The 26,489-nt window shown below is 74.4% G+C and carries 29 protein-coding genes and 1 pseudogene; 19 read left to right on the forward strand and 11 right to left on the reverse strand.

The features are described 5' to 3' along the window. Nucleotides 1-25 precede the first annotated feature (25 nt). On the reverse strand, nt 26-889 hold the full coding sequence (locus RM425_RS02825; RefSeq protein WP_311343665.1) for a class I SAM-dependent methyltransferase: 864 nt from the start codon (nt 887-889) through the stop codon (nt 26-28). A 34-nt stretch (nt 890-923) separates the two neighbouring features. Here RM425_RS02825 and RM425_RS02830 point away from each other — a divergent pair, with 34 nt between their 5' ends. Then, on the forward strand, nt 924-1,931 hold the full coding sequence (locus RM425_RS02830; protein WP_311343666.1) for a UDP-N-acetylmuramate dehydrogenase: 1,008 nt from the start codon (nt 924-926) through the stop codon (nt 1,929-1,931). Here RM425_RS02830 and RM425_RS02835 read toward each other — a convergent pair. Next, nucleotides 1,928-2,404, reverse strand: coding sequence for a DUF3995 domain-containing protein (locus RM425_RS02835; RefSeq protein ID WP_311343667.1), 477 nt, complete (start codon nt 2,402-2,404; stop codon nt 1,928-1,930). The genes RM425_RS02830 and RM425_RS02835 overlap by 4 nt on opposite strands. 8 nt (nt 2,405-2,412) lie before the next feature. Beyond that, complete coding sequence (locus RM425_RS02840; RefSeq protein WP_311343668.1) at nt 2,413-3,201, reverse strand: SDR family oxidoreductase; 789 nt, start codon at nt 3,199-3,201, stop codon at nt 2,413-2,415. Nucleotides 3,202-3,305: 104 nt separating this feature from the next. On the opposite strand from RM425_RS02840, the gene mshA reads away from it, so the two are divergent. Genes mshA through RM425_RS02860 form a run of 4 tightly spaced genes read left to right on the forward strand, consistent with a single transcriptional unit; the run spans nt 3,306 to nt 7,573 of the window. After that, a complete protein-coding gene (gene mshA, locus RM425_RS02845) occupies nt 3,306-4,643 on the forward strand; it encodes a D-inositol-3-phosphate glycosyltransferase (protein WP_311343669.1) in 1,338 nt (445 codons plus the stop codon). Further along, the gene (locus tag RM425_RS02850; protein WP_311343670.1) at nt 4,640-5,191 is read left to right on the forward strand and encodes a YbjN domain-containing protein; all 552 of its coding nucleotides are present in this window, start codon (nt 4,640-4,642) and stop codon (nt 5,189-5,191) included. The genes mshA and RM425_RS02850 overlap by 4 nt, the downstream gene beginning before the upstream one ends. Continuing rightward, nucleotides 5,188-6,759, forward strand: coding sequence for an MFS transporter (locus tag RM425_RS02855; protein ID WP_311343671.1), 1,572 nt, complete (start codon nt 5,188-5,190; stop codon nt 6,757-6,759). The genes RM425_RS02850 and RM425_RS02855 overlap by 4 nt, the downstream gene beginning before the upstream one ends. Nucleotides 6,760-6,817: 58 nt before the next feature. Beyond that, a complete protein-coding gene (locus RM425_RS02860; RefSeq protein ID WP_311343672.1) occupies nt 6,818-7,573 on the forward strand; it encodes a phosphoglyceromutase in 756 nt (251 codons plus the stop codon). A 204-nt stretch (nt 7,574-7,777) separates the two neighbouring features. Here the strand turns inward: RM425_RS02860 and phoU are convergent, their stop codons facing one another. Next, a complete protein-coding gene (phoU, locus tag RM425_RS02865; protein ID WP_311343673.1) occupies nt 7,778-8,443 on the reverse strand; it encodes a phosphate signaling complex protein PhoU in 666 nt (221 codons plus the stop codon). A 185-nt stretch (nt 8,444-8,628) separates the two neighbouring features. Between phoU and RM425_RS02870 the strand changes: the two genes are divergently transcribed. After that, the gene (locus tag RM425_RS02870) at nt 8,629-9,843 is read left to right on the forward strand and encodes a sensor histidine kinase (protein WP_311343674.1); all 1,215 of its coding nucleotides are present in this window, start codon (nt 8,629-8,631) and stop codon (nt 9,841-9,843) included. Further along, a complete protein-coding gene (locus tag RM425_RS02875) occupies nt 9,840-10,526 on the forward strand; it encodes a response regulator transcription factor (protein ID WP_311343675.1) in 687 nt (228 codons plus the stop codon). The genes RM425_RS02870 and RM425_RS02875 overlap by 4 nt, the downstream gene beginning before the upstream one ends. 24 nt (nt 10,527-10,550) lie before the next feature. Here the strand turns inward: RM425_RS02875 and RM425_RS02880 are convergent, their stop codons facing one another. Next, nucleotides 10,551-10,745, reverse strand: a complete 195-nt coding sequence (locus tag RM425_RS02880) for a DUF3072 domain-containing protein (protein WP_311343676.1) — start codon at nt 10,743-10,745, stop codon at nt 10,551-10,553. A 10-nt stretch (nt 10,746-10,755) separates the two neighbouring features. Beyond that, a complete protein-coding gene (locus RM425_RS02885; protein WP_311343677.1) occupies nt 10,756-10,974 on the reverse strand; it encodes a hypothetical protein in 219 nt (72 codons plus the stop codon). 657 nt (nt 10,975-11,631) lie between these two features. Here RM425_RS02885 and RM425_RS21590 point away from each other — a divergent pair. Further along, nucleotides 11,632-11,994, forward strand: a pseudogene (locus RM425_RS21590) (helix-turn-helix domain-containing protein); the annotation flags it as partial. A 21-nt stretch (nt 11,995-12,015) separates the two neighbouring features. On the opposite strand, the gene RM425_RS02895 reads toward RM425_RS21590, so the two are convergent. Then, nucleotides 12,016-12,924 carry a hypothetical protein gene (locus RM425_RS02895; RefSeq protein ID WP_311343678.1) on the reverse strand — a complete coding sequence of 303 codons (909 nt, stop codon included), beginning with the start codon at nt 12,922-12,924 and terminating at the stop codon, nt 12,016-12,018. 88 nt (nt 12,925-13,012) lie between these two features. Here RM425_RS02895 and RM425_RS02900 point away from each other — a divergent pair, with 88 nt between their 5' ends. Both RM425_RS02900 and RM425_RS02905 read left to right on the forward strand, forming a co-directional pair. After that, nucleotides 13,013-13,957 (forward strand): Ppx/GppA phosphatase family protein, encoded by a 945-nt coding sequence (locus RM425_RS02900; protein ID WP_311343679.1) that lies wholly within the window; start codon nt 13,013-13,015, stop codon nt 13,955-13,957. Continuing rightward, a complete protein-coding gene (locus RM425_RS02905; RefSeq protein WP_311343680.1) occupies nt 13,957-14,964 on the forward strand; it encodes a hypothetical protein in 1,008 nt (335 codons plus the stop codon). The genes RM425_RS02900 and RM425_RS02905 overlap by 1 nt, the downstream gene beginning before the upstream one ends. A gap of 21 nt (nt 14,965-14,985) precedes the next feature. Here the strand turns inward: RM425_RS02905 and RM425_RS02910 are convergent, their stop codons facing one another. Further along, nucleotides 14,986-15,537, reverse strand: a complete 552-nt coding sequence (locus RM425_RS02910) for a type 1 glutamine amidotransferase domain-containing protein (protein ID WP_311343681.1) — start codon at nt 15,535-15,537, stop codon at nt 14,986-14,988. A gap of 79 nt (nt 15,538-15,616) precedes the next feature. Between RM425_RS02910 and RM425_RS02915 the strand changes: the two genes are divergently transcribed. The 6 genes from RM425_RS02915 to RM425_RS02940 all read left to right on the forward strand — a co-directional run bounded on the left by RM425_RS02915 (nt 15,617) and on the right by RM425_RS02940 (nt 20,290). Next, nucleotides 15,617-16,363, forward strand: coding sequence for a hypothetical protein (locus RM425_RS02915; protein ID WP_311343682.1), 747 nt, complete (start codon nt 15,617-15,619; stop codon nt 16,361-16,363). Continuing rightward, entirely contained in the window at nt 16,360-17,178 is an 819-nt protein-coding gene (gene proC, locus RM425_RS02920) for a pyrroline-5-carboxylate reductase (RefSeq protein WP_311343683.1), read from the forward strand. The genes RM425_RS02915 and proC overlap by 4 nt, the downstream gene beginning before the upstream one ends. Nucleotides 17,179-17,521: 343 nt before the next feature. Continuing rightward, nucleotides 17,522-17,866 (forward strand): helix-turn-helix domain-containing protein, encoded by a 345-nt coding sequence (locus RM425_RS21780; RefSeq protein WP_311343684.1) that lies wholly within the window; start codon nt 17,522-17,524, stop codon nt 17,864-17,866. Nucleotides 17,867-18,173: 307 nt separating this feature from the next. Further along, a complete protein-coding gene (locus tag RM425_RS02930; RefSeq protein ID WP_012854759.1) occupies nt 18,174-18,272 on the forward strand; it encodes a 30S ribosomal protein bS22 in 99 nt (32 codons plus the stop codon). A gap of 10 nt (nt 18,273-18,282) precedes the next feature. Further along, complete coding sequence (locus tag RM425_RS02935) at nt 18,283-19,389, forward strand: NAD-dependent epimerase/dehydratase family protein (protein ID WP_311343685.1); 1,107 nt, start codon at nt 18,283-18,285, stop codon at nt 19,387-19,389. After that, nucleotides 19,382-20,290 (forward strand): lysophospholipid acyltransferase family protein, encoded by a 909-nt coding sequence (locus tag RM425_RS02940; protein WP_311343686.1) that lies wholly within the window; start codon nt 19,382-19,384, stop codon nt 20,288-20,290. Before RM425_RS02935 ends, RM425_RS02940 begins: the two co-directional genes overlap by 8 nt. 160 nt (nt 20,291-20,450) lie before the next feature. Here RM425_RS02940 and RM425_RS02945 read toward each other — a convergent pair whose 3' ends face one another. From RM425_RS02945 to RM425_RS02955, 3 genes are all read right to left on the reverse strand, one after another. After that, a complete protein-coding gene (locus RM425_RS02945) occupies nt 20,451-21,374 on the reverse strand; it encodes an HAD family hydrolase (protein WP_311343687.1) in 924 nt (307 codons plus the stop codon). An 85-nt stretch (nt 21,375-21,459) separates the two neighbouring features. After that, complete coding sequence (locus RM425_RS02950; protein ID WP_311343688.1) at nt 21,460-22,638, reverse strand: DUF5667 domain-containing protein; 1,179 nt, start codon at nt 22,636-22,638, stop codon at nt 21,460-21,462. Nucleotides 22,639-22,750: 112 nt separating this feature from the next. After that, nucleotides 22,751-23,503, reverse strand: coding sequence for a sigma-70 family RNA polymerase sigma factor (locus RM425_RS02955; protein ID WP_311343689.1), 753 nt, complete (start codon nt 23,501-23,503; stop codon nt 22,751-22,753). 193 nt (nt 23,504-23,696) lie between these two features. On the opposite strand from RM425_RS02955, the gene RM425_RS02960 reads away from it, so the two are divergent. From RM425_RS02960 to RM425_RS02970, 3 genes are all read left to right on the forward strand, one after another. Further along, on the forward strand, nt 23,697-25,307 hold the full coding sequence (locus tag RM425_RS02960) for an AMP-binding protein (protein WP_311343690.1): 1,611 nt from the start codon (nt 23,697-23,699) through the stop codon (nt 25,305-25,307). Then, the gene (locus tag RM425_RS02965) at nt 25,297-25,560 is read left to right on the forward strand and encodes a glutaredoxin family protein (RefSeq protein WP_311343691.1); all 264 of its coding nucleotides are present in this window, start codon (nt 25,297-25,299) and stop codon (nt 25,558-25,560) included. Before RM425_RS02960 ends, RM425_RS02965 begins: the two co-directional genes overlap by 11 nt. A 245-nt stretch (nt 25,561-25,805) precedes the next feature. After that, a complete protein-coding gene (locus tag RM425_RS02970; protein ID WP_311343692.1) occupies nt 25,806-26,465 on the forward strand; it encodes a redox-sensing transcriptional repressor Rex in 660 nt (219 codons plus the stop codon). The last annotated feature ends 24 nt before the right edge of the window (nt 26,466-26,489 follow it).

Below are 26,489 nucleotides of genomic sequence, written 5' to 3' on the forward strand. Positions count from 1 at the left end.
GACGCCCGTCGGCGTCCGCCTGTGGTCAGACCGGCGCGACCGCCGACCAGCGGACGGTGATCTCGCCGTGCCGCCACCGCCGGGAGGAGCCGACCAGCGGCCAGCCCTGCTCCGCCAGCGACTCCACGGCGGCGACCCAGCGCTGCCGCGGCCCGAAGGTCGACAGCCCCGCCGCGCTCGCCCACGCCGTGTCGAACGCGCGGAAGAACTCGTGCACCGGCTGGCCGGGGACGTTGTGGTGGATGAGCGCCTTGGGCAGCCGCTCGGCCAGGTCGGAGGGGGTGTCGATGTCGGAGACCCGCGCCGCCAGCGTCAGGGTGAGCGGCCCGTCGGCGTCCAGCGCCACCCACGCCGAGCGCCGTCCCCACTCGTCGCAGGTGCCCTCGACGACCACTCCGCCCGGCGCCAGCCCGGCGCGCATGGTGTCCCAGGCCCGCGCGGCGGACTCCTCGTCGTACTGGCGCAGCACGTTGAAGGCGCGCACCAGCACCGGCTGCAGGCCGGCCAGCTCGAACCCGCCCACGCGGAAGTCCACCCGCGGCGGGTTCCGGTCGTCGGCGACCGCCGCGACGCGCTCGGGATCGATCTCCAGGCCCACGACCTCCAGCCCCTGCACCTCGGGCCCGAGCCGCTCCACGAACTCCAGCGTCGTGACGGCGGAGGCGCCGTAGCCCAGGTCCACGACCAGGGGCCGGGCGGAGTCGCGCAACCGGGGCACCTGCGTGGCGAGGATCCACCGGTCGACCCGCCGCAGCCGGTTGGCGTTGGTGGTCCCACGGGTGGGGAGACCCAGCGCGCGGGCCCGGCCGGCGGCCAGCCGGGGGGCCCTGCGCTGCGGCTGAGGGGACAGCGAGGCCCGCTTCTTGTGGTCGTTGCCCGCCTCGCTCACCGGGCGAGAGCCTAGTCCCGGCTACCGTCGAGCCGTGCAGCCGCGATCCGACGTCCCGCTGGCGGGCCTCACCACCCTCGCCGTGGGCGGGCCGGCCGAGCGGTTGCTGGAGGTGGAGACCGCCGAGGAGCTGGTCGCCGCCGTCCGCGACGCCGACGAGGCCGGCCGTCCGCTGCTGCTGCTCGGGGGCGGCTCCAACGTGATCGCCCCGGACGAGGGCTGGCCCGGCGACGTCGTCGCCGTCCGCACCCGCGGCATCCGCCGGGACGGGAACCGGCTCACCGTGCAGGCGGGGGAGGACTGGGACGGGCTGGTCGCCCGCACCGTCGCCGAGGAGCTGGCCGGCATGGAGGCGCTGTCGGGGATCCCCGGCTCGACCGGTGCCACCCCCGTGCAGAACGTGGGCGCCTACGGGCAGGAAGTGGCCCAGACGATCGCCGCGGTCCGCGTGTACGACCGCGCCGAGAAGGTGGAGAGCGACCTGACCCCGGCCGAGTGCGGGTTCGCCTACCGGGACAGCCGACTCAAGCGGGAGCCCGGCCGCTTCGTCGTCCTCGAGGTCGCCTTCGAGCTGCACCCGGGGCCGCTGTCCCGGCCGGTCGGCTACGCCGAGCTGGCCCGGACGCTCGGCGTGGAGATCGGGCAGCCCGCCCCGCTCGCCGACGTCCGCGATGCGGTGCTGCAGCTGCGGCGCGGCAAGGGGATGGTCTGGGACCCGGCCGACCCGGACTCCCGCAGCGCCGGCTCCTTCTTCACCAACCCGATCGTCCCGGCCGCGCGCGCCGTCGAGGGCTGTCCGAGCTGGCCGGCCGGGGACGGGCACGTCAAGCTCAGCGCCGCCTGGCTGGTGCAGCACGCCGGCTTCGGCCGCAGCACGCGCGACGGCCACGTGGGAACGTCGTCCCGGCACAGCCTGGCGCTCACCACCGAGGACGGCGCGACGGCGGCCGAGCTGCTCGCCTTCGCCGACCGCATCGTCGCCACCGTGCAGGAGCGCTTCGGCGTCCACCTCGACCGCGAACCGACCGCCGTCCGCCCCTAGTCGGGCCTGGCTGCGCGGCCCCGTCGCCACAGCGCCGCGGCGGAGAGGGCGAAGGCGAGGCCACCCACCGCGAACCACGGGTTCCAGAGAACCAGTGCCCAGTACCGCTGGTCGGGCCCTATCGCGGCGTTCCCGTCGAGCGCTCCGCTCAGCAGCAGGACGTGGACACCGATCGCGCGCGCGAGAAGGAGCACGCCGACGCCTGCGCCGCCCAGGAGCAGGAGCCGCCGCCGTCGCCGCCCCGTGGACCGCTCGCGGGCCAGTGCGACGGCGAGGCCCGTGCCGGCCAGTAGGAGCACTCCTACGCCCCAGAGCCCGCCCGCCACGAACCACGCCGGACGCTCGTCGGCGAGTTCTTCGCCGGCCGAGGTGGCCAGGCCGAGAGAGCCGCCGAGGCCCCAGTAGAAGTGCACCACCGCGAAGAGAGCCGCCCAGCAGGCCGCCACGACCGACCATCCCCTCCAGCGCAGCACCGGAGGGCTCAGTCCTGCCCGCGGAAGACCTTGTGCTGGGCGGCCTGGGCGCGGGGGCGGACCACCATGAGGTCCACGTTGACGTGGTGCGGGCGGGTGAGCGCCCAGGCGATGCAGTCGGCGACGTCGTCGGCGACCAGCGGCTCGCGCACGCCCCGGTAGACAGCGTCGGCCTTTTCCTGGGACTCCAACCGGTTGAGCGAGAACTCCTCGGTGTGCACCATGCCGGGCGCGATCTCGATGACCCGCACGGGCTCGGCCACCAGCTCCAGCCGCAGCGCCCCGACCATGGCGTGCACGCCGTGCTTGGCCGCCGTGTAGGAACTCCCGCCCTCGTACGTGACGAGTCCGGCGGTCGAGCTGACGACGAGCACGTCGCCCGCGCCGGATGCCCGCAGTGCCGGCAGCAGCGCCTTGGTCACCCGCACCGTACCGAGCACGTTCACCTCGTAGGTGCGGGCCCAGGAGTCGAGGTCGGCGTCGGCGACGGCGTTCGCGTCGAACGCCCCGCCCGCGTTGTTGACCAGCACGTCCACCCGCTCCAGCGCCGCTGCGAAGGCATCCACCGAGGCCTGGTCGGTGACGTCCAGCGGCAGGGCCCGGGCCCCGATCGCCGCCGCCAGCTCCTCCAGCCGGTCGACCCGCCGGGCGCCGACGACGACGTCGAAACCGTCGGCCGCCAGCCGCGTGGCGGTGGCCGCGCCGATGCCGCTGGACGCTCCCGTGACGACGGCGGTGCGGCCCGCACCGGGCCCCTCGGAGCCACCGGAGCGGGTGAGAGGTGGGACACCTGACATGTGCTCATCCTGACCCTGTTGCAGGATGGAAGGACGACGGGGTCGCCGGCGTTGCCCTCAGCAACTGTCCGGACCACAGGAACTGCAGAGCGGGAGGAACGCACGTGCCCGCTTCCCGCCCGTTCCGTCCCGGCGCGCCCCGGCGCGTGGCCACGCTCTCGGTGCACACCAGCCCGCTCGACCAGCCCGGAGCCGGCGACGCCGGTGGCATGAACGTCTACATCGTCGAGGCCTCGCGGCGGCTGGCCGCCCGTGGCATCGAGGTCGACATCTTCACCCGCGCCACCTCCAGCGACCTGCCGCCCGTGGTGGAGATGAGCCCGGGCGTGACCGTCCGGCACGTCAACGCCGGACCGTTCGAGGGCCTGGGCAAGGAGGAGCTACCCGCGCAGCTGTGCGCCTTCACCGCCGCCGTGCTGCGCGAGGAGGCACAGCACGAGCCGGGCTACTACGACGTCGTCCACTCGCACTACTGGCTGTCCGGGCAGGTCGGCTGGCTGGCCCGCGACCGGTGGAGCGTGCCGCTGATCCACACCGCGCACACGCTGGCCAAGGTCAAGAACGAGGCGCTGGCCGCCGGTGACCGCCCCGAGCCGCGCGCCCGCGTCATCGGCGAGCAGCAGGTCGTCGCCGAGGCCGACCGGCTGATCGCCAACACCGACGAGGAGGCCCGCCAGCTCGTGCGCCTCTACGGCGCCGACCCGGCCCGCACCCTCGTCGTCCCGCCCGGCGTCGACCTCGACCGGTTCGCCCCGGGCGACCGCGCCGCCGCCCGTCGCGCGGTCGGCATGCCGCAGGACGCCATCGTGCTGCTGTTCGTCGGCCGCATCCAGCCGCTCAAGGCGCCCGACGTCCTCCTGCACGCCGCGGCCGCCCTGCTCCAGGACGACCCCGGGCTGCGCAGCCGGCTGCGTGTCCACGTCGTCGGCGCCCCCAGCGGCTCCGGCCTGGACGCTCCCGAGCAGCTCCAGAAGCTGGCCGGGGCGCTGGGCATCGCCGACGTCGTCACCTTCTTCCCGCCGCAGCCGCCGGAGCGGCTGGCCGACCACTACCGCGCCGCCGACGTCACGGTCGTGCCGAGCCACAACGAGTCCTTCGGCCTCGTCGCCCTGGAGTCCCAGGCCTGTGGCACGCCGGTCGTCGCCGCGGCCGTCGGTGGCCTGCCGACGGCGGTGCGCGACGGCGTGTCCGGTGTGCTGGTCGCCGGTCACGACGCGGGCGACTACGCGGTCGCGGTGCGTGCGGTGCTGGCCCGCCACGAGCTGCTCGCCGCCGGCGCGCGGCGGCACGCCGGGCGGTTCTCCTGGGACCGCACGGCCGACGCGCTGATCGAGGCCTACACCGCGGCGGCGAGCGACATGGCCGCCGCACCCGTCCGCCCCGCGCGGGAGCGCCTGCTCGGACCGCTGCGCGTGCTGCCCGGGATCCAGGTGGCGCGATGAGTGCGCCTGGGGGCCGGAGCACAGAGCAGCTCGACGCGGTCATCGACCAGACGCTGCGCGACGCCGACCTGGTGCACGAGCACCCGGGGCCGGGGGTCTGGCTCGTCGACCTGCCCGGCACCAAGAAGCTCAAGACGGTCTGCGGGCTCAGCGTCGGCGAGCACGCGCTGCGGATCGAGGCCTTCGTCTGCCGCCAGCCCGACGAGAACCGCGAGCAGCTGTGGACCTTCCTGCTGCAGCACAACGCCCGGATGTACGGCGTCTCGTACTCGATCGACAACGTCGGTGACGTCTACCTGACCGGCCGGCTGCCGCACGCGGCGGTGACCCCCGAGGAGCTCGACCGCATCCTCGGCTCGGTCCTCACCTACGCCGACGACCACTTCAACACCATGCTGGAGATCGGTTTCGGCACGTCCATCCGCCGCGAGTGGGACTGGCGGGTGAAGCGCGGGGAGTCGCTGCGCAACCTGGAGGCCTTCGCGGCCTTCGCCGACCCCGCCCGACGGGACGCCGACGGCAGCATCGGCCCCACCCGCGGGGAGTGACGACGGACCGCACCGCGGCCGAGGAGGCGCCTCCCGGCTACGCCCGCCGCTGGTGGGTGCTCGCCACCATGACGGTGTGCCTGCTCGTGGTGATCATGGGCAACACGATCCTCAACGTCGCCCTCCCGACCCTGCAGCGCGATCTCGGCGCCAGCCAGGCCGAGCTGCAGTGGGCGGTGGACGCCTACATCCTCGTCTTCGCCGGCCTGCTGTTCTCCTGGGGCGTCATCGGCGACCGCATCGGGCGCCGCCGGGTGCTGGTCATCGGCCTGTCGATCTTCGCGGTCGCCTCGGTCATGGCCGCCTTGAGCGACAGCCCGGCCGAGCTCATCGCCTGGCGGGCGGTCATGGGCGTCGGCGGTGCGGCCGTGCAGCCCACCACCCTCGCGGTGATCACCAACGTCTTCCCGGGTCCCGAGCGCGGCCGGGCCATCGGTGTGTGGGCAGGTACCGCCGGCATCGCGGTCGCGGGCGGCCCGCTCGCGGGCGGCGCGGTGCTCGAGCACTTCTGGTGGGGGGCGGTCTTCCTCGTCGGCGTGCCCGTGGCGGTGCTCGGCATCGTCGGCGTGCTGGCCATCGTCCCGGAGTCCAAGGATCCCCATCCCGGCCGGCTCGACGTGCCCGGGGTCCTGCTGTCCATCGTGGCGCTCGGCGGCATCGTCTACGGGATCATCCGCGGTGGCGAGGGCGCGGGCTGGACGACGCCGGGCGTGCTCGTCCCGCTCGTCGGCGGGTTGCTGCTGCTGGGGCTGTTCGTGCAGCTGCAGCGCCGCTCGGCGCACCCCGCCCTGGACGTGACGCTGTTCCGCAACCCGGCCTTCTCGGCCGCTGCGGCCGCGCTCGGCCTGAACTTCTTCGCCCTGCTGGGCGCGACGTTCTACGTCGTCTTCTACCTGCAGGGGGTGCTGGGCTACAGCCCGCTCCAGGCCGGTGCGACGCTCATCCCGGTGGCCCTCGGCATGGCGATCATGGGTCCGCGCAGCTCCGTCCTCGCCGAGCGGTACGGCGCCAAGGCCGTCTGCGCCGTCGGCTTCGCGCTGATCACGTCGTCGTTCCTGGGCTTCCAGCTGCTGGGCGCCGACTCGCCACTGTGGCTGCTGCTGGTGATCCTGTCCGTGCAGGGCCTGGGCATGGGCTCGGTCATGGCACCTGCGACGGAGTCGATCATGTCCGTCGTCCCGCGGGAGAAGGCCGGAGCGGGCGCGGCGGTGAACAACTCCGTCCGCCAGGTCGGGGGAGCGCTGGGGGTGGCGATCCTCGGCTCGCTGCTGGGTGGGACCTACACCGCCAACCTGGGGAACGCCACCGACGTGCTGCCCGCGGAGGTCCGTGAGCAGGCCGGTGAGTCGATCGTGAGCACGCTCCAAGCCATCGGCCAGGTGGGCGAGGCAGGCGATCCCGAGGCGGCGGCCGCGGCGGCGGGGCTGGTGGAGCCCGCCCAGGAGGCCTTCGTCGACGCCATGCACATCACCGCCATCGGAACGGCGGGTGCCGGCGCGATCGCCGTCGTCGTCGTGCTCGTCTGGCTGCCGGGGCGCCGCGACCGGGTGGCGGCGGCCACCCGGTGAGGCCTCGCGTGGACCGGGGTCGCGCTGCGGCCGGACGTCGTTCGGGCAGGATGTGGTCGTGACTTCTACGGGAACCCTCGTGCTGCTCCGCCACGGCGAGAGCGAGTGGAACAAGGCCAACCTGTTCACCGGCTGGGTCGACGTCCCCCTGACGGACAAGGGCCGCGTGGAGGCCGCCCGCGGTGGGCAGCTGCTCGCGGAGCACGGGCTGCTCCCCGACGTCTCGCACACCTCGCTGCTGCGCCGGGCCATCATGACCGCGGAGCTGGCCCTGCACGAGGCCGACCGGCAGTGGATCCCGGTCCACCGCTCCTGGCGGCTCAACGAGCGGCACTACGGCGCCCTGCAGGGCAAGGACAAGGCCGCCACCCTCGCCGAGTACGGCGAGGAGCAGTTCATGACCTGGCGCCGCTCCTACGACACCCCGCCGCCGCCGATCGAGCCAGGCAGCGAGTTCGCCCAGGACGGCGACGCGCGCTACGCCTTCCTGCCGCCGGAGGCCCGCCCGGCCACCGAGTGCCTGGCCGACGTCGTCGTGCGCATGCTGCCCTACTGGTACGACGCGATCGTGCCCGACCTGCGCCAGGGCAAGACGGTGCTCGTCGCCGCGCACGGCAACAGCCTGCGCGCGCTGGTGAAGCACCTGGACGGGCTGGGCAAGGACGAGGTCGTCGGCCTCAACATCCCGACCGGCGTGCCGCTGCGCTACGACCTGGACGACGACCTGCGCCCGGTGACCCCCGGTGGGCAGTACCTCGACCCCGACGCGGCGGCCGCCGCCATCGAAGCCGTCAAGAACCAGGGCAAGCACTAAGCACCGACGAGGGGGCCCGGAGGGTCCCCGAGGAGGAGCTTGGAGCCGCCCCGCTGCACTGTTTGGTCGTGCCGAGTGGGCCCCGGAGGGGTCCGCGCAGGCGCGACGGTGGCGCTCAGCTCAGCAGGGGGACGGCTCCTGGCCGCGGTGTCGTCCGGAGGACGACGGTGTCATGGCCGCGGTCGTCGTCCGGAGGACGACAAATCAAATGGGCGTGCTGGCCTCGGGGACGTGTCGCTCGCCGGTGACCAGGTAGACCACCCGGCGGGCGACGCTGACCGCGTGGTCGGCGAAGCGCTCGTAGTAGCGGCCGAGCAGCGTCACGTCGATGGCGGTCTCGACGCCGTAGGGCCAGCTGTCGGCGAGCAGCTCCCGGAACAGCCCGCGGTGGATGCGGTCCATCGCGTCGTCGTCGGTCTCCAGCTCGCGTGCCTTCTCGACGTTCTGCGAGGCGATCACGGTGCCGGCCTTCGCGACCAGCATCTCCGCGACGTGCCCCGCCTCGAGGAACGCCGGGCGCACCTCCTGCGGGACGGCGTGGTCGGGGAAGCGCATCCGGGCCACCTTGGCGATGTGCTCGGCGAGGTCACCCATGCGCTCGAGGTCGCTGGCGATGCGGGTGGAGACGACGATGGTGCGCAGGTCCGTCGCGACCGGCTGCTGGCGCGCGAGCAGCGTGAAGCAGCGCTGGTCGATGCTCTCCCGCGTCGCGTCGATCTGCTCGTCGCCGGCGATGACCAGGTCGGCGAGGGCGACGTCGGCGTCCAGCAGCGCCGTCGTGGCGGTGCTCATCTGCGACCCCACGGAGTTGGCCATCTCGACCAGGCAGCCGCGGATGTCGTCGAGTTCCTCGTGGTAGCTGTCGCGCACGTCGTCCTCCCCGGTGGTGCGGCACCACGCCGCACCGCTCCTGCCCGACCTTAGGCCGGTTGCGGAGGTACCCGGCCGCCCCCAGGTGAACGACGACCCACGCAGGCGTGAACACTCCCTCGTCCGGGGCGCCCGATCAGGTGTTCGGTCCGGAGCGGGCTCCCGGCGGACCTAGCATCGGCACCGTGAGTCCGTCGGTCGCCCTCGTGGTGGGCCTCGTCCTGGGTGGGGTCGTGGCCCTCACGGTCGTGCTCGGCTCGCGTCGCAGCTTCGACGGGCCCCGGTCCGACACCCAGGTCGTCCCCCTGCCGGAGGCCTCGATGGCCCGGCGGCTGCTCGACCTGATGGATCCGGCGGTGCTCGTCGTCGACGCGGACGACGCCGTGCTGCTGGCCAACCCGGCCGCCCGCGCGCTCGGCATCGTGCGCGGCACCCGGCTGCTGGTGCCGGAGCTGCTGGAGCTGGCCCACGCGGTGCGCTCCGGCGGCGGCCGGCGTACCGACGTCCGGCTGCCCGGAAACCTGGTCGGTGCAGGTCCGCGGATGATGAGCGTGCACGGGGTGCGGCTGGACAGTGGCGCCGCCCCGCCCCCCGGCCCGGTCGCCCTCGTGCTCGAGGACGTCACCGAGACCCGTCGCACCGAGGCGGTGCGCCGTGACTTCGTCGCCAACGTCGGCCACGAGCTGAAGACGCCGGTCGGTGCGCTGTCGCTGCTGGCGGAGGCGATCGAGGGCGCGGCCGACGACCCGGAGGCCGTGCAGCGGTTCGCCGCCCGGATCGCGCACGAGGCCGACCGGCTCGCCCGCCTCGTCCGCGAGCTCATCGACCTGTCCCGGCTGCAGGGCGGCGAGCCGCTGCCCGAGCTGGTTCCGGTGCCGGTCGACCGCGTGCTGGCCGAGGCCGTCGACCGCACCCGGACCGCCGCGCGGGCCAAGCGGCTGGACATCGCCCTCGGCGGTCAGGCCGGACTGGTGGTCCGCGGGGTGGAGAGCCAGCTCGCCACCGCGGTCACGAACCTGCTCGCCAACGCGGTCGCGTACAGCACGGGGGAGTCGCGCATCGCCGTGGCCGCCCGGGCCCGGTCGGGCTTCGCCGAGATCACCGTGACCGACAGCGGCATCGGCATCCCCCGCCAGGACCGGCAGCGCGTGTTCGAGCGGTTCTACCGGGTGGACCAGTCGCGGGCCAGCAGCACCGGGGGCACGGGGCTGGGCCTGGCCATCGTCAAGCACGTCGCGAGCAACCACGGTGGATCGGTCTCCGTGTGGAGCGAGGAGGGGCTGGGCTCGACCTTCACGCTCCGCATCCCGCTCGCCGCCGCACCTCCCGAGGCCTCCGCATCGGACGCACCTGCTACCGGCGACGCCGTCGCCGCTGACCCCGGAAAGGGGACCGCATGACCCGCGTGCTGGTCGTGGAGGACGAGGAGTCCTTCTCCGACGCGCTGTCCTACATGCTCCGGAGGGAGGGCTTCGACGCCGTCGTCGCCTCCACCGGCCCGGAGGCGCTCGCCGAGTTCGACCGCGGCGGAGCCGACATCGTCCTGCTGGACCTGATGCTGCCGGGCCTCCCCGGCACCGAGGTCTGCCGCGCGCTCCGTGCCCGAAGCGGCGTGCCGATCATCATGCTCACCGCGAAGGACGGCGAGATCGACAAGGTCGTCGGCCTGGAGCTGGGTGCCGACGACTACGTCACCAAGCCCTACTCCGCCCGCGAGCTGGTGGCGCGGATCCGGGCGGTGCTGCGGCGCCGGGGTGAGTCGACCGAGTCGGCGTCGGCGGAGGCCGTGCTCGAGGCCGGTCCGGTCCGGATGGACGTCGAGCGGCACGTTGTGGCCATGGACGGCGAGCCGGTCGCCCTGCCGCTCAAGGAGTTCGACCTGCTCGAGTTCCTGCTGCGCAACACCGGCCGGGTGCTGACCCGCGCCCAGCTGATCGACCGGGTGTGGGGCGCGGACTACGTGGGCGACACCAAGACCCTCGACGTCCACGTCAAGCGGCTGCGGGCCAAGCTGGAGCCCGACCCGGCCAACCCGAAGTACCTGCTGACCGTCCGCGGCCTGGGCTACAAGTTCGACGCCTGACCGCGGTGCCGGGAGGGCCGGTCGCTAGTTCTTCAGCTCGTCGATCTTCTCCGAGGCCTCGGCCTTGGTCAGGTCCTCCGTCTCGACGTCCTCGTCGGAGCTCCGGGACAGGGTCTCGAGGTAGCTCTTCTGCGCGCCGGTGGCCGGCTCGTCGCCGGTCACCCAGGTCGAGGGGTCCTTCTCGGCGGTCGGGTCGGACTGCTGCTGCGATTCGCTCATGTGTTCGATGCTAGGCCGGGACCGGCGTCTCCGCCCGTCGGACGGCGACCTCGAGGGCGGCGTCCTGCCGGGCCCGGTGCAGGGCGCGCCCGGTCCGGCGCACGTGCTCGCCGCCGCACGCGGGGCAGGTGACGTGCGCCGCGATGTGGTCGGGGTGGTTGATGATCCGGACGGCGTCCAGCGACGCCAGGACGCGGTTCCCGGTGGTGGGGCAGCTGATCGGCAACATGCGGGCAGCCTGCTCGGAGGAGACGGCCCGAACGAGTGGCAGGAGTGACCATCGCCGCAGGTTTTCTGCCATCATGCCCGCATGACGCTTCCCGACCGTCCGCTCGTGGTCAGCGCCGTCGTCGCCGACGGGCTCATCGGCAGCTTCGGGCTGGGCGTCTGCCACGAGGTGTTCGGCTACGACCGCAGCCACCTGGGCCTGCCGCGGTTCGACTTCGCGGTGGTTGCCGAGACGCGCGGGATCCTGCGGACCGACACCGGCCTGGGCGTGCTCGTCGAGCACGGCCTGGACCGACTCGACCGGTCGGACATCGTGCTGATCACCGCCTGGGAGCTGTTCGAGCACGTCCCGCCGCCGGCGCTGCTCGACGCGCTGCGCGCCGCGCACGCCCGCGGTGCCACGCTGATCAGCTCCTGTACGGGCGTCTTCGTGCTGGCCGCCGCCGGCCTGCTCGAAGACCTGCGGGTGACGACGCACTGGCGGTGGGCCGGCGAGCTCGCCGCCCGCTTCCCGGGGCTCGAGGTCGACCCGGGCGTGCTCTACGTGGACAACGGCACGATCCTCACCGGCGCGGGCACGGCCGCCGGGGTGGACACCCTGCTGCACCTGGTGCGCCGCGAGTGGGGCGCGGCGGCCTCGAACTCGCTCGCCCGCGAGATGGTCGTCCCGCCGCACCGCGACGGCGGTCAGGCGCAGTTCGTCGACGCGCCCGTCGCCCGGTGCGAGGACGACCTGCTCGGCGTCGTCCTGGAGTGGGCGAGCGCCCACCTGGCCGAGGACCTGAGCGTGGAGGTCCTCGCCCGCCGGGCGCTCATGAGCCCGCGCACCTTCGCCCGGCGCTTCAAGGCGACGACGGGGACGACGCCGCACGCCTGGCTGCTGGGCCAGCGGCTCTCGGCGGCCGAGACGCTGTTGGAGGAGAGCGACGCCCCGGTCGAGGAGATCGCGCGGCTGGTCGGCTTCGGCACCGCCGCCGGGCTGCGCGAGCAGTTCGCGCGCCGGCGGGGGGTCTCCCCGCGCGCCTACCGGCAGACCTTCCGGTCAGGAGGGGCGGCGCAGGTGCAGCTGGACGGGCGTCACGCGGGGCCGGAGGGTGGGGGACGGGCTCGCGGGGTGCGGAGCGATCATCCCCTGGTCGAGGCGGAGCTCGGTCAGCCGGCGTAGCTCCGCGTAGGCGGCCGCCCCCACCAGGGCGGTCAGCTCGGCGGCGTAGGTGTCGACGAGGGGCTCGGGCGACACGTGGGCGGCGGGCGCACCCGTGCACCACCAGTGCAGGTCCTGCCCACCGGGACCCCAACCGCGCCGGTCGAACTCGCCCACCGTGCTCACCAGCACCCGGGTGCCGTCGGGCCGGTCGACGTGCTCCTGCTCCCGGCGCACCGGCAGCTGCCAGCAGACGTCGGGCTTGGTGGTCAGCGGGTGCAGGTCGTGCCGCAGCGCCATCCGGTGCAGGGCGCACCCGCCTCCACCCGGGAACCCCGGCCGGTTGAGGAACACGCAGGCGCCGTCGACCACGCGGGTGCGCAGCGACCGGGCGCCCTCCTCGGCGTCGTCGGCCACGCTGGATGCCTCCGGTTCCTCGGCCGCACCCGATGCCTCCGGTTCCTCGGCCGCACCCGATGCCTCCGGTTCCTCGGCGCTGTCCTCCTCGGTCCAGGCCCCGCGCCCCACGGGCGCCAGCTGCCAGTCCTCGTCCTCGAGGTCGGCGACGGCCGCGGTGACGCGGGCCAGATCGTCCTCGTCGGTGAAGAAGGCGCCGTGGCTGCAGCACCCGTCGTCGGGCCGCCCCTCGACGACGCCGGCGCAGCCACGGCCGAAGATGCACGTCCAGGCCGAGGCCAGCCAGGTCAGGTCGGCGCGGACGACGTGCCCGGGATCGGCGGGGTCGGCGAACTCCACCCACTCCCGGGCGAAGTCCAGGGGTACCTCGTCGGGTGGTTCGTCCGGCACCCGCCCAGCCTAGTGAGAGGACCCCGACCTCCTCCCGCCTCGCTCCGCTCGGCGCGAGCCTCTGGACGGGGCCAGGCAGACTGGCCCCATGCGGCTGGGTGTACTCGACGTCGGTTCCAACACGGTCCACCTCCTGGTCGTCGACGCCCACCGCGGTGCGCACCCCACCCCGATGCACGACGACCGCTGGGCGGTGCGCCTGGCCGAGCACGTCGGGCCGGACGACGTGCTGTCGCGCGTGGGGGAGAAGGCGCTGCTGCAGTCGGTGCAGGAGGCCTGCGACCAGGCGGAGAAGCAGGGCTGCGACGACTTCATGGCGCTGGCCACCTCGGCGATCCGCGAGGCGCGCAACGGACAGGACGTGCTCGACCGCATCCGGCGCTCCACCGGGGTGGAGCTGCAGGTGCTCACCGGCGAGGACGAGGCGCGGCTGACCTTCCTCGCGGTCCGCCGCTGGTTCGGGTGGAGCGCCGGCCGCCTGCTCGTGCTCGACATCGGCGGCGGCTCCCTGGAGCTGGCCGCCGGGATCGACGAACTGCCCGACGTGGCGCTCTCGCTGCCGCTGGGGGCGGGACGGATGACCCGCCGCTTCCTGCCCGACGCGCTCGCGGGCGGTCGCCCCGACCTGGCCGCTCTCGCCGAACTCGACGAGCACGCGACCGCGCTGCTCGAGCCGGCGGTGGAGAAGCTGCGGGCGGCCGGACCGCCGGACCTGGTGGCGGCGACCAGCAAGACCTTCCGCACCCTCGCGCGGCTCACCGGGGCGGCGCCGTCGTCGGCCGGGATCCGGACCCCGCGGGAGCTGTCGCTGACCGGACTGGACCAGCTGGTGCGCTTCGTGTCGCGGATCGAGTCCGGCGCGCTGGCCGAGCTGCCGGGGGTCTCGGCGAATCGGGCGCACCAGGTTCCTGCGGGAGCGACTGTCGCTGCCGCCTCCATGCGTCTCCTGGACGTACCGTTCGTGCGGATATGCCCCTGGGCTCTGCGCGAGGGTGTGATCCTGCGGAGGCTGGACTCGTTGGGAGGAGCGTGATGGCCGAACCGGACTGGAACCCGGACACGGGTGGGCGCCCGCTCGCGGAGATCCTGCGCGAGGCGGGCATCGACACCTCGCGGGCGGCCAAGCGGCGGCGGTGGGACGAGCCCGACGAGCCCGTGCGCCAGCGCCGTCCCGACGCCCAGCCACCTGCCGACCGGCCCTTCGGCCGCCGCCGGAGCGACGCGGAGGAGCAGGAGACCGGTGCCGTCCGGTCCGGCGCCACCCGCGCCGGCTCCCGCCAGCTCAGCGCGTCCCGGGCCGCTCCCGGCACCGGGTCCCCACCCGTCCGGCCCTCCGGAGACCGGCGCGCGGTGGCCGGGCCCTCGACCACCGCGATCCCGGAGGTGCGGCCCGCCCGCTCACCGGGGGTGCCGCACCCGTCGGCTCCGCTCCCCGACATCCCGCTGGGTGCGCTGCGCGGTGACCGCGTCGCGGAGCGCGTGAGCGGTCGGGACACCGGCCGCGTCACGGACCGCGCCGTCGGCCGGGACACCGGCAGGGTGGCCGACCGCGCCGTCGGCCGGGACACCGGTCGGGTCGCCGATCGTGCCGTCGGCCGGGACACCGGTCGGGTCGCCGATCGTGCCGTCGGCCGGGACACCGGCCGCCTCACGGATCGCGCCGTCCGTCCCGGTCACCGGGCCGCACACCGCGACGAGCTGACCTCCACGGGCCCGATCCCCGTCGTGCGCGCTGCCGAGGTCGACGACCTGGACGAGGACGCCAGCCCGCTGGCCTGGCTGCGGTTCGTGGGCGAGCTGGTCATCGCCCTGGCCGTGGGCGTCGGCGTCTTCTTCGCCGCCACGGTGCTGTGGGAGATGGCCGCCTACGTCGCGCTGCTGCTGGTGCCGCTCGCCGTGACCGGTCTGGTCGCCGGTGTCGGCATGTGGCGGCAGCGGCAGGGGGCCGACCCCGTCGGCCCCCGCCTGCTCGCCCTCCTCGTCTTCGCCGGCACGCTGCTCACCATCGTTCCCGCGGCGCAGCTGCTCGCCACCCGCTGATCCGCAGCGCGCCGGTCCCGCTCACGCGGTCGCGTCGGCCGCCTCGTCGTCCTGGGCGGTGGCGAACTCCTCCACGATGGCCGAACCGAAGGCCTCCAGGTCGTCGGGCTTGCGGCTGGTGATCAGGTTGCCGTCGACGACGACCTCCTCGTCCACCCAGTTCGCGCCGGCGTTGCGCAGGTCGGTCTGCAGCGACGGCCACGAGGTCATCCGCCGACCGCGGACGACGTCGGCCTCCACGAGCACCCACGGGGCGTGGCAGATCGCGGCCACCGGCTTGCCGGCCTCGAAGAACGCCTTCACGAAGGCCACCGCGTCGGCATCGGCCCGGACGAAGTCGCCGTTGATCACCCCGCCGGGCAGGACCAGGGCCGCGTAGTCGTCGGGGTCGGCGTCGGCGACCGTGCTGTCGACCTTCTTGGTGTCGCCCTTGTCGATGTGGTCGTAGGCCGTGATGGTGCCCGCCTCGAGCGACACCAGCTCCGGTTCCGCGCCGGCCTCCTCCAGCGCCTGCCACGGCCGGTCCAGCTCGACCTGCTCGACGCCGTCGGTCGCCAGGACCGCCACCCTCATCCCGCTCAGCTCTCCTGCCATGTCGCCGCCGCTACCCGGGGCCCGGCCGGCACACACACCGGCGCACTACGGTTCGGTCGTGTCCGTGCTCACCCGCCCCGAGGTGCGGCGACTCGTGGAGCGCCCCGTGCTGGGCCGGCTGCTCGCCGGCCGGCTCGTCGCCGGCGTGCGGGCCGAGGACGGGCTGGGCGTGGCTGCCGCGCTCGCCGCCGAGGGGCACCCCGTGGCGCTGGAGCACCGGCCGGGACCCGGGGACGACGGGGCCGCCGAGCTGGCCGCGCTGATCGCCCTCGTCCGGTCCTCGGGGCCGCCCGGGGACTGCGAGCTCACGGTGCCGGTGGACCGGCCGGACGTCGCGCGGCGGCTCGCCGGAGAGGCGGCCGCGGCCGGGCTGGGCGTCGCGTTCGACGGCGACCCGGAGCCGGTGGACGCGCTGCTGGGCCGGCACCCCGGCGCACGGACCGTCGTCCGGGCGGGCGAGCCGGGGGCGCAGGCGCGCTGCCGGGCCCTCGCCGGGAGCCGGGTGCGGTTGCGGGGCTCGGGGCCGGCTGCCCGGCCGGCCTTCGTCCGCTGCGTCGACATCCTGATGGCCGGCGACGGCGGTCCCGCCGTCGCCACGGGCGATCCACGACTGGTCGCCATCACCGGTGAGCGTGCGGCCTGGCACGGCCGCGCGCCCGAGAGCTGGGAGCATGTCATGCCCTGGAACGTCCGAACCCCCGAGCAGCAGCGGCTCGCGGCCGCCGGTGCGACGGTGCGGGTGGCCGTCGTCTCCGGAGCGGGCGCGGTCGCCGCCCTCCTGGGTTGCCCGGGCGGGCTCCGGTGAGCGCCCCGGAGCGCCGCGGCGTGGCCGTCGTCGGCGGTGGCCGGATCGGTGAGGCGCTGCTGGCGGGGATGGTCCGGCGCGGCGGTCCGGCGGACGTCGTCGTCTGCGAACGAAGCGCCGAACGGGGCGCCGAACTCGCCCAGCGGTACGGGGTGGACCTGGTCGACCTCGCGGGCGCGGCGGCTCGGTCCCGCGTGCTGCTCCTCGCGGTGAAGCCGCAGGACATCGACGTCCCGCTGGGACTGCTGGCCGAGCACCTGGACCGTGACCACCTCGTCGTGTCGGTCGCGGCCGGCGTGACCACCGCCCGGATCGAGGCGGCGCTGCCCGCGGGGGTCCCGGTCGTGCGGGCCATGCCCAACACCCCGGCGCTGGTGGAGGAGGGGATGAGCGTCCTCTCGGCCGGCGCGCACGCCGGCGACGTGCACCTCGACGAGGCCGAGGCGCTGCTCGCCGCGGTGGGTCGGGTGCGGCGGGTGCCCGAGGCGCAGCAGGACGCCGTCACCGCGCTCTCCGGCAGTGGTCCGGCGTACTTCTTCTACCTGGTGGAGGCGATGGTCGACGCCGGGGTGGCGCTGGGGCTGTCCCGGGAGCTGTCCGCCGACCTGATCGTGCAGACGGCGCTGGGGGCGGCGGTGATGCTGCGTGACTCCGGGCAGGAGCCGCAGGCGCTGCGGGCCGCCGTCAGCAGCCCCGGCGGGACGACGGTCGCGGCCGTCGCCGAGCTCGACCGGCACGACGTGCGGGCGGCGATGGCGGCGGCCGTGTCCGCCGCGCACGCGCGTTCGCTGGAACTGGGGACGGCGAACGCCTGAGGCCTCCGGGTCCGGTGTCAGGACAGGGGAGCGGGTGACCGCTGATCCGCCTGTCGCCTCCTCGTGCTCACTCCGCGCGAGCGGGCGAACACACTAACGGGGGAAGCGCGGCAAATCGAGCACGCTGCGTCATTTTCTCGTCACCCGTCTGCGTGACACGCGGATCTACTTGTCGATCGGTCGACATAGGTGCACATCTGCCCAGGACGGATCGGTCCGTCTGTTCGATTCATCCATCGCTCCTGTCACGCCTGCCCCCTTACGCTCTGTTGCAGCACGTGCGTGTTCAGTTGCCGGTGGGGAAGCCGGCGCCACGACGCGAGCTAGGTCCGGAGACGAAGTCATGACCATGCCCCAGCGCCACCACGCCGCCACCGTCGTCCGCCCGGGGATCCCCGGCCAGCGTCCGATGGGCCGTCCGATGCAGGCCTCCGCCGTCGCCCGTCCCGTGCCCGCCGCCCACCCGGCCGCCATGCCCCTGGGCCGCCCGAGCGTTCCGGCCCCCCGCGCCGCCGTCACCTTCCTGACCGTCGCCGAGGTCGCCGCGATGATGCGCGTCTCCAAGATGACCGTGTACCGCCTCGTCCACGCCGGCGACCTCTCCGCCGTCCGCGTCGGCCGCTCGTTCCGCGTGCCGGAGCGCGCCGTGCAGGACTACCTGCGCGACGCCTACACCGACATCGCCTGAGATCTTTCTGTTCGGTCGTGCCGAGTGGGCCCCGCAGGGGTCCGCGTAGGCGCGACGGGCCGGCTCCACCCGACGGGAGCCGGCGCCCGTGCCACCTCGCCATCTTGTCGCGCCGAGTGGGCCCCGAAGGGGTCCGCGCAGGCGTGACGCAGCGGCTCGGCTCGGCGGGGAACGGCAATTGGCCGCGGTGTCGCCCGGAGGGCGACAGAGTTATAGCGGCCGGTACGCTCGGACGCCGGGTGACCCCGGGCCGCGGGCCCGCGGTCACGATCGGGCTGTTCAGTCATGACGAAGTCGGGAGCACCACGTGGGTTCTGTCATCAAGAAGCGGCGCAAGCGGATGGCCAAGAAGAAGCACCGCAAGCTGCTGAAGAAGACGCGCGTCCAGCGACGCAACAAGAAGTGAGCTGACGCTCGTGCCGCCCGCGGTCGTCCTCGTCACCGGTGTGAGCCGGTGGCTGGGCGGAGCGCTGGCGGCCGAGCTCGCGGCTGACCCCGCCATCGGGCGGGTGATCGGGGTGGACACCGTCCCCCCGTCGCCGGCCATGCTGCGCCGGCTGGGCCGCACCGAGTTCGTGCGGGCCGACATCCGCAATCCGCTGATCGGCAAGGTGATCGCGGCGGCGTCGGTCGACACAGTCGTGCACATGAACATCAGCTCGACCCCGGCCGGCTCCGGGGGGCGTGCCCCGATGAAGGAACTGAACGTCATCGGCACGATGCAGCTGCTGGCCGCGTGCCAGGCGGCGCCGTCGGTCCGGCGGTTCGTGCTGAAGTCGACCACCGCCGTCTACGGGGCCTCCTCGCGCGACCCCGCCGTCTTCAGCGAGCAGATGCAGGCCCGGCAGGTGCCCTCCGGCGGTTTCGCCAAGGACAGTGTCGACATCGAGGGCTACGTCCGCTCCTTCGGGCGCCGCCGCCCCGACGTCGACATCGCGGTGCTCCGGTTCACCAACTTCATCGGCCCGCGGATCGACTCGCTGCTGACCGGTTTCCTGCGCATGCCGGTGGTGCCCACGGCGATGGGCTACGACGCCCGCGTCCAGCTGCTGCACGAGGACGACGCCCTGGCGGTCCTCGTTCGTGCGACCACCGGAGACTTCGTGGGCACGGTCAACGTCGGCGGCAAGGGCACCCTGCTGCTCTCGCAGGCCATCCGCCGGCTGGGCCGCATCGAGGCGCCGCTGCCCTCGCCCGCCCTGGGCTCGGTCGGCAGGGTCTCCCGCCGCTTCGGCTTCGTCGACTACTCGCCCGAGCAGATGCGGTTCCTCAACTTCGGGCGCGTCGTCGACACCACGGTCCTGCGCACCCGGTTCGGCTACGTCCCGCGGTACACCACGGCGGAGGCGCTGGCGGACTACGCGCGGACGGTGCCGCCGGTGGTCTCACCGCAGCTGGTCGCGACGACGTCCTCCCGCCTCCGCTCGGCGCTGGGCCGGGCCGGCTCGGTGGCCGCGGCGGTCGGTGAGCGGCTGAGCCCGGCGCCCCCGGCGCCCGGGCTGCGGGCGGTGCGCGATGCCTGAGGCGCGCGTCATCCCGCTGCGCCCCGATGACGACGAGCCGTTCGTGCCGCCGACTCCGCCCCCGGGGTGGGAGGACCAGCTGGCGGGCGCGCTGGAGTTCCTCCGCCGCCGTGTGACCGGTGAGTACGAGACCGACGAGTTCGGCTTCGACCCGGACCTCACCGACCACCTCCTGCTGCCCCTGCTCCGGCCGCTGTTCCGCTCGTGGTTCCGGGTCGACACCCAGGGGCTGGAGAACGTGCCCGACACCGGTGGGGCGCTCGTGGTGGCCAACCACTCCGGCACCATCCCGGTCGACGCGCTGATGACGACGGTGGCGCTGCACGACGAGCACCCGGCCCAGCGCCGGCTGCGGCTGCTCGGAGCGGACCTGGTGTTCGACGCACCCTTCGTCGGCGCCCTGTCGCGCAAGCTGGGCACCACGCTGGCCTGCAACGAGGACGCCGAGCGGCTGCTGACCGAGGGCGAGCTGGTCGGCGTCTTCCCCGAGGGCTTCAAGGGCGTCGGCAAGCCGTTCTCCGAGCGCTACACGCTGCAGAGGTTCGGCCGGGGCGGTTTCGTCAGTGCGGCTCTGCGCACCGGTGTGCCGATCATCCCGTGCGCGATCGTGGGCGCCGAGGAGATCTACCCGATGCTCGGCAACGCCAAGACGGCGGCGCGCCTGCTGGGGGTGCCGTACTTCCCGATCACGCCGACGTTCCCTCTGCTCGGCCCACTGGGGCTGGTGCCGCTGCCCTCGAAGTGGCTGATCGCCTTCGGAGAGCCGATCGAGACGGCGTCCTACGGTCCGGCGGCGGCCGAGGACCCGATGCTGGTCTTCAACCTGACCGACCAGGTGCGCGAGACCATCCAGCAGTCCCTCTACCGCCTGCTCATGCAGCGCAAGGGCATCTTCGGCTGAGCTTCGACGAGTGGGCCCGGAGGGTCCGCGAGGAGGGGCTCGAAGCCGCTCTGCGAGGTGCCCTGAGGAACGGGTCCGGAGGCTCCCTGACGAGGGGCAGGGGCGGCTCGTCGCAGCAGGGGTACGGCTCGTGGCTGCGGTGTCGGCGGGAGGCCGACAATCAGAAGGGAAACTTGTTGCGGCGGCGCAGCGCGAGGGCGCCGCCGACGAGGCCGCCGGACAGCGCCGCGGCGGCCACGGTGGGAACGCCGATCTTCGCGGCTTTCCGGCCGGTGCGGAAGTCGCGGATCGTCCAGCCGCGCGCCTTGGCGACGGCGCGCAGCTCGGTGTCGGGGTTGACCGCGACCGCCGTGCCGCAGAGCGAGAGCATGGGCAGGTCGTTCGCCGAGTCGCTGTAGGCGGTGCAGCGGGAGAGATCCAGCCCCTCCCGCTCCGCCAGCGCCAGCACCGCCTCCGCCTTGGCGGGTCCGTGCATGAGCTCACCGACCAGCCGCCCCGTGTACCGCCCGTCGACGATCTCGGAGACGGTCCCGAGCGCCCCGGTGAGGCCGAGCCGATGGGCGATGATCGAGGCGAGCTCGACCGGCGTCGCGGTGACCAGCCAGACCCGCTGGCCCCGGTCGAGGTGCTGCTGGGCCAGCGCCCGGGTGCCGGCCCAGATCCGGTCGGCCATCAGCTCGTCGTAGATGTCCTCGCTGTGGCGGACGATCTCCGAGACCTCTCGGCCGGCGACGAAGGCCAGGGCGTTCTCGCGGATGGTCAGCATGTCGTCGGGGTTGCCCTCGTTGCCGCCGATCCGGAACTTGGCCTGCTGCCACACGAAGCCGGCCATGTCCCGGGTGGAGAAGTACTTCCGGGCTGCCAGGCCGCGGGCGAACCAGAAGAGCGAGGCGCCCATCATCATCGTGTTGTCGACGTCGAAGAACGCCGCGGCGGCCGGGTCCGGCTCGACCGCGGGCGGCGGCGCGACGTCGGCGGCCGCGGCGGACGCGGCACCGGCCACGTGGGCGCGGGTCTCCTCACCGCCCGGTTCACCGGGACGGATGTCCTTGCGGCTCCGGAAGGGCAGTCGCGGCACGGTCATCCTCCCTGGATCCGGCCCTCCCGTGCGGGCGGGCACCGACGTCAGCGACCCTAGCCGGGCCCGTGGACCCGGTCGAAGCGGCTGCTCAGCACTCTCCCAGGTGCAGCAGGCCGCCGACGCAGACACCCACGGGCAGGGGGCCGAGGGGCACCTCCAGCACGGGCTCCGGCGTGGCCGTCGACGGCGCCGGCGCGCTCGGTACCGGGGGCAGGGGCAGGGGCAGCAGGCCACCGGGAGCGCTGCTCGGTGCGGGTGCGGGTGCGGGTGCGGGTGCGGGCGCGGGAGCGGGCCCCGGTGCCGGTGCCGGTGCCGGAGCGGGCGCCGGTGCCGGCTGCTCACCCGTCGGGCCGGCCGGCGTGGTGGGATCGGCGGCCGGGTCCGGAGCGGTGGTCGGGGCCGGGCCGCCCGGCACCGAGCTGTCCGGGCCCGCGGGAGCACCAGGGCTCTGCGGCGCCTGGCTGGGCGGAACGCAGGTCCCGGGCACGGGGCCGAGCCGGTCGGCGCCGACGAGAGCCGGGCGGGTCGGGCAGTCGAGGGCCGCGCGCAGGACGTCGACGCGCTCGGTGATGTCGGCGAGCAGCCCCATGGACCCGGCGACGTCGTCACTCGCCGCCGCCGGGACCTCGCTCCGCACCGCGTCCAGCTGTGCGGACTGGTCGGCGGTCCACCCGGACAGCTGGTCCAGCGACGCGGTGTCGGCGGAGTCCAGGGCACGGGTGAAGTGCCAGGAGGCGCCCTCGCGGGTCTGCTCGTCCATCGTCGCGAGGGTCGACGAGACCAGGGCCGCGTCGCCGTCGATATCGGCGAGCTCGTCGAGGCGGGTCCGCGCCAGGTCCAGGAGGGCCTGGCCCCGGGAGTCGCCGGCCAGCGCCAGCTGGGTCTGCTCGGTGCCGCGCTTCACGCCGTAGAGGACGTCGCCGGGTCGAGCTGCGCTGGACAGCGCCACCAGCGTGGCGAGCGAGGTCACCGTCAGGGCCGCGCCGGCCAGGCCGGCGGTCGTTCGGGTCCGCCAGCGGCCGGCGGGGGCATCGGCGGCGCGGGCGGCGAGCAGCCGGCGCAGCGCCGAGGGGCGGGCCGGCTCGGGCGTGCGGACGGCGGCCATCGCCACCAGCCGCTGCCGGGTGGCCCGGCGGAACTCGGGGTCCGGCTCGGCCTCGAGATGGGGTGCGAGCTCCTGCAGCATCGTGACGACCCGGGCGTCCCGGCTGTCCGCGTCGAGGGCAGCACGGCGGGGCGGCGCCGCGTTGCTCTCGTGCGTGGTCACGGGGTACCTCCGGTCGCCGGGGCGGCGCGGCCGGTCGTCGGCGCACTCGCTCGCAGACGGCTCAACGAGACCGGGGGGCACCCGGTTACGCCCCGGAGCCATGGTGTCGCTCTCATCGCAGACCGTCCGGGAGGAGCCCGGCGAGGCGACGCACGGCGCGGTGCTGCAGCGCCTTGATCGCGCCGTCCTTCTTCCCCATGATCTCTGCCGTCTCGGCCACCGAGAGGCCGTGGATGAAGCGCAGCACGATGCACTCCTGCTGCTCGCTGCCCAGCTGCTGCACGCACGCCAGCAGCTCGCGGTTGGTCAGGTGGGCGACGACGGCGTCCTCGGGTCCGTCGGTGACCCGGTCCGCGTCCCGCATGTCCGCGGTGGCGACCTCCAGCCGGTACCGGCTGCTCTTCACGTGGTCGAGCACGATGTTGCGCGCGATGGTGACCAGCCAGGCGCCGACGTCCCGGCCCTGGAAGCTCAGCGAGTCGATCCGGCGCAGCGCCCGCACGAAGGTCTCGCTGGTCACGTCCTCCGCGGTCGGCCGGTCGCCGATCCGGTTGTAGACGTACCGGTAGACCAGCGAGACGTAGTGGTCGTAGAGCTGCCCGAACGCCTCGGCGTCGCCCTCCTGCGTGCGCCGGACCCAGTCCCAGACGTCCGGGCCGTCGGCGGCCGCCGGGGCGCCCGCGTCCTCGGAACCGCGGGTGACGGGCAGCGCCACGTCCGGCGCCGCGACGTCGGGGTCGGCGACGCCGGCCGGACGCCTCTCCGCGCTCGGCCGGGGGTGCGGCGTCGGCCGCGGCCGCGGGCTCGGCCGCGGGCGCCGGGCCTCGGCCGGCGCCGGCTGGCCGGCGTCGAGGGGGTGCGGCATTGCGGGCGATGACCTCCTCGTCGGCCCGCCGTGCCTGGACCGTCTCCTCCCCGACGCGCTCGGCGACATACGGCGCGTGAGCTGCGGGGCTGGCCCCATGGTGACAACATCGCCCCAGCCCGTCCACGCCAGCCCGCCGGACGAATCGCCGGTGTCGCCGGCGGAGCGCGAGGCCCGCGCCAACGGAGGAGATGTGTCGGACCTGGAGGCAGGGAGGTCGCTGGCCGCACTGGTGCGGTCCGCGGCTCGTCAGCGCCCCGACGCGCCGGCCGTCGTCACCCGCGACGAGCGGCTGAGCTGGGCGGAGCTCGATGCCACGGTGGACCGTGCCGCCGCCGGGTACGCCGCGCGCGACCTGGTGCCCGGGAACCGGGTGGCGGTGCAGCTGCCCAACGGCCTGGCCTGGCTCCGTGCCGTGCTGGGGGCGCTGCGCGCGGGGCTGGTGGTGGTGCCGGTGAACACCGCCTACACCGAGCCCGAGCTCGAGTACGTCCTCACCGATTCCGGCGCCGCGCTGCTCGTCGCGCCGGTGGAGCGCGACGCCATCGCCGGGGTGCCGGTCTGTCCCGGAGCACCCGAGAGCGACGGCCCGCCGCCCGCGGTCGCCGACGACCCCTCGGAGCTGGCCTTCCTCTGCTACACCAGCGGCACCACCGGACGGCCGCGGGGCGCGATGCTGACCTCGGGGGCGCTGCGCGCCAATCAGGAGCAGTGCCTGGCCATGGAGCCGCCGCCGGTGCGCGCGGACGACCGCGTGCTGCTGGTGCTCCCGCTGTTCCATGTCTACGGCCTGAACGCCGGGTTCGGCCTGGTCGCCGCCACGGGTGCCTGCGCGGTGCTCGAGGAGACCTTCGACCCGCGCGCCACCCTGGCCGTGATGGCTGAGGAGCACGTCTCCGCGGTGCCCGGCGCACCGCCGATGTACCAGGCCTGGCTGGCGCTGGCCGACGCCGAGACGGCGAACGATCCCACCCGCCCCTCCACCTCCCTTCGTCGCGCCTTCGCCGCGGTGCGGGTGGCGTCCTCCGGTGCGGCGCCGCTCCCCGAGGAGGTCTGGACCGCGATGCGCGACCGGGCCGCGGTCACGGTCTGGGAGGGGTACGGGCTGACCGAGGCCTCGCCCGTCGTGGCCAGCACCGTGGTCACCGGCCGGCCCAAGCCCAACTGCATCGGTGGCCCGCTACCCGGCATCGAGGTGGCCCTGCGCGACACCGCGGACACCGCCGACCCGACCGACATCGACGACGCCGTCCCGACGGCCGGCGAGGGGACGGCGGACGGGGCGGAGGAGGAAGGCCCGGACGACGGCCCCGGCGAGGGTCCGGGCGAGCTGTGGATCCGCGGGCCCAACCTCTTCTCCGGCTACTGGCCCGACGGTGCCGACGGGCCGGACGCCGACGGCTGGCTCGGCACCGGCGACCTCGCCTACCGGGACGCCGAGGGCGACCTGCACCTGGTCGACCGGCGCAGCGACCTCATCCTGGTGAGCGGGTTCAACGTCTACCCGGCCGAGGTGGAGCGCGTCCTCGACACCCACCCGGCCGTCGCCGAGAGCGCCGTCATCGGTGTCGCCGATCCCCGCACCGGTGCCGCGGTGCGGGCGGTGGTGGCCCTGGAACCGGGTTCGAGGCTCACCGTCGAGGAGCTGCGCGAGCACGCCGCGGGCTCGCTGGCCCGCTACAAGGTCCCCACCTCGGTGCACTTCCTGCCCAGCCTGCCGCACTCGCTGACCGGCAAGGTCAGCCGTGCCCGCCTGCGCGAGCTGGGCCTGTCCGGAGTGGAGCCGGAGTCCGATGACGAGTGATCCAGGGTCGGCGGGGCCCCGGCTGCGGCTGCTGACCCGGGCCGGCTGCCACCTGTGCGAGGTGGCCGCCGAGACCCTCGGGCGGATCGCCGGGGAGGCCGGGCTGGTGCCGGAGACGGTGGACGTGGACGCCGACCCGGCGCTGCAGGCGGAGTTCGGGGACCGCGTGCCGGTGATCCTGCTCGACGGACGCGAGCACTCCTACTTCACCGTCGACGTGCCGCGCCTGCGCAGGGATCTGGGACTCGCCTGAACTAGGTGTGAACGGCGGGTGCACGGCGCCCGTCGACGTGGTCTCCGCCACAGCGCCACCCGTTCGGGCAGGTCGGCGGGCTGACGCGTCGTCCGGCACTTTGTTCCTGCGTTCACAAGCGGCTACCGTGGCGTCCGCGGTCACCTCGTGCCCGCGGATCATCGAACCTTGTCGTCGTTCTGCGTGTCGTCGCACCGCCCGGCTGCTGCCGGTCGTCGGGGGCGGCCGCTGTGGAGAGCCCGTTGATGCAGCCGCGGCCCCGGACCATCCCGGAGGCCACCGTCGCCCGCCTGGCCGTGTACCTCCGGGTGCTGGCCACGCTCGCCGACGGCGGTCGGAGCACCGTCTCCTCCGGGGAGCTCGCCTCGGCCGCGGGCGTGAACCCTGCCGGGCTGCGCAAGGACCTCTCCCACCTGGGGCCGTGCGGCGTGCGGGGCGTGGGCTACGACGTCGCTCTGCTGCGTGACCGGCTGACCCGCGTCCTCGGCGTGGAGCGGGCCCACGGCTGCGTCCTGGTCGGCATCGGCAACCTCGGCTCGGCCCTGGCCGACTACGCCGGCTTCGGCACCCGCGGCTTCGAGTTCGTCGGTCTGTTCGACGCCTCGCCGGCCCGGATCGGCCAGCGCATCGGGAGCCTGCAGGTCCGCGCGCTGGACGAGCTGGAGGACGTCGTCGCCGCGACGGGCGCCTCCATCGGCGTCCTCACCACGCCGGCCGAGGTGGCGCAGCGGGTGTGCGACCGGCTGGCCGCGGCCGGGGTGCGCAGCATCCTGAACTTCGCGCCCGTGACGCTCACCGCTCCCGCCGGTGTGGACGTCCGCAAGGTCGATCTGTCCGTGGAGCTGCAGGTGCTGGCCTTCCTCGGGCAGCAGCGGGTGCCCGCCGGGGTGGGGGAGTCCGCGTGAACGAGCGTGCGAGTTCCGCCACGG

Origin of the sequence: Blastococcus goldschmidtiae (assembly GCF_031845325.1) — a bacterium.
Taxonomy (GTDB): Bacteria; Actinomycetota; Actinomycetes; order Mycobacteriales; family Geodermatophilaceae; genus Blastococcus; species Blastococcus goldschmidtiae.